This is a genomic window from Stenotrophomonas sp. P5_B8 (assembly GCF_054049855.1).
In genome coordinates, this window is sequence record NZ_JBFULO010000573.1 from 1 (window position 1) to 1,938 (window position 1,938).

Here is a 1,938-nt window from a genome sequence, read left to right on the forward strand (position 1 = left end):
CCGCAAGGATAAGGACGGAATACCATCGGCGCAGTGCCATTGGTGAACCAGGCCCAGCATTGATTGTTGGGTGTCGGTGGGTTGCCCGTCGGCCCGCCGGGCGGCGCGGCCGCAAGGCCTTGGGAGGGTAGCGAACCAATCCCCACATCGGTGATCGCCGCACTGCCGGTCGACGGCGTCTCTACTGCAGCGGTTCCGTCTGCCAATACCGTACCTGTGGTGGAGCCAAGCCTGGAGCCCCCCAACGCACCGTTGCCGGTAAGCGCCTGCAGCACGAATGTCCAGTTGGTCCCGGCAGAGGCGCAACCGGAAGCGGTCGGCGACGGCACGTAGGTCCGCATGTAGACATCGCCCTCGGAAATACTGGGCTGACCAACAAAGCGTTCGCCACCGGGCAGGTCGACATACCAGCCACGACTACCAGTGGGCGCGGTGCTCCGGGTCAAGCCGCGGCCCTGCGCCGCAGAGGCGATCACGCTGCCTGTGAGATTGGCACGGGTCAGCGTAGTGGTGATCTGACCATCCACGGTGTCATTCAGGCCATAGAGGCTCTGGACCGAGGTATCGGACGGGTCATCGACAAAGGAGAAGCTGCCGGTGCCGAAGAACAGCATGTTGCCGCCGGACTCGCCCGCCATCGATTCGAGCCCACCGATGATGGGCTGACGCAGTGTCCGCCCGTTTTCGGTGTAACTACGCGAGGTGAACAGCGGGACGGTCAGATTGGTCCCTGCACGCAGATCGAACTTCCACACTGCTCCCTTCTGGTCGGCCGCGTAGGCGGTATCGTAATAGCCATCGGTACCGCGGGTCCGGGTGGCGGTACCGCGATATCGGTCTACAACCACCACCGACCCCAAGCCATTGCTGCCGGTAGGTACGCCGGCGCCGGACTCCACCGCTTCGATCATCGTCACCGTTGGGGTACCGGTCTTGATGTCCACCATGAACAGCACCGCCTTGCCGTTGGCGCTGTTGTAACCATTCCCGAACACAGCGCGCCAGACTGGCGTGCCGCTGCTGTCGAGCATCGGCACGATTACGGGCTTGGCCAGAACGTGTCCGATATTGTTCCGCACATCGGCAGAAAGCGCCGCGTCCAGGTCGCTGATTTCCCAGAGCTTGCTCCCCGTTCCGAACGTCGCGCCGGGGGTCACGTCCAAGGCGAACACACTGCGTCCACCTGCACCGGAGGCACCGACCAGCGTGGTATGCCAATTACCACCATAATTGCTGTCGGCCAAGGCGATCTTGCCGTCCACGTAGTAGCGGTGGTCGAATTTCTGGTCGTTGAGGTTTCGTGCGTCGTAAGGGAACAGCAGATTGCCCATGTGGCCCAGCGCGGTCGACGGGATATAGGCGAACGCCTCGGTACCGCCGCCGGAAATGGTATTGCCGGCCGCATCCATGCCGCCGTTGAAGGCATGCAGCATGCCGTCATTGGCCCCGACGTACACCATGTAATTGGCACGGGTCTTCTTTTGGGCGACATACGTCTGGTAGCTGGTGGCCAGCGTCCCGCCCAGACGACGGTACCCGTAGTCGTCGCCCGGCGCACTGACCACCGGACTGGAGTTGACGATGTCTCCCAGGCGGGTAGTGCGATCGCGTAGCTTGCCGCCGTTTTTCACTTCACCGGTCTGGTCGCCCTTGAGGTAGGCCACCGCACTGGTGATGTTCGCCCCAAGGGCCGTCACCGCAGCCGCGTTGCAGCGGGACATGCCCGGATACAGCGCGGCTGACTTCGTGCACAGATCGTCCAGCGTCACCGTACCCGCAGTGAAGGCGCGGGTGGTGCCGTCCTTGGTGAAGAACACCTGGCGACCGGTTGCAGTGAGCTGCGCGGCGGCCTCCCACATCGAGGTGTAGACGATCTCGCGCGCGGCATTGGTAGACACCTTGCTCGCTGTCAATCGACCGAACCAGTCAGTCCCTTCG

At 63.3% G+C, this 1,938-nt stretch carries 1 protein-coding gene; it reads right to left on the reverse strand.

The window, feature by feature from the left end; translation table 11 throughout:
• On the reverse strand, positions 1-1,898 hold a 1,898-nt coding region (locus ACXJKH_RS19460), incomplete at its 3' end, for a pilus assembly protein (protein WP_457321838.1).
• Positions 1,899-1,938: the final 40 nt, after the last annotated feature.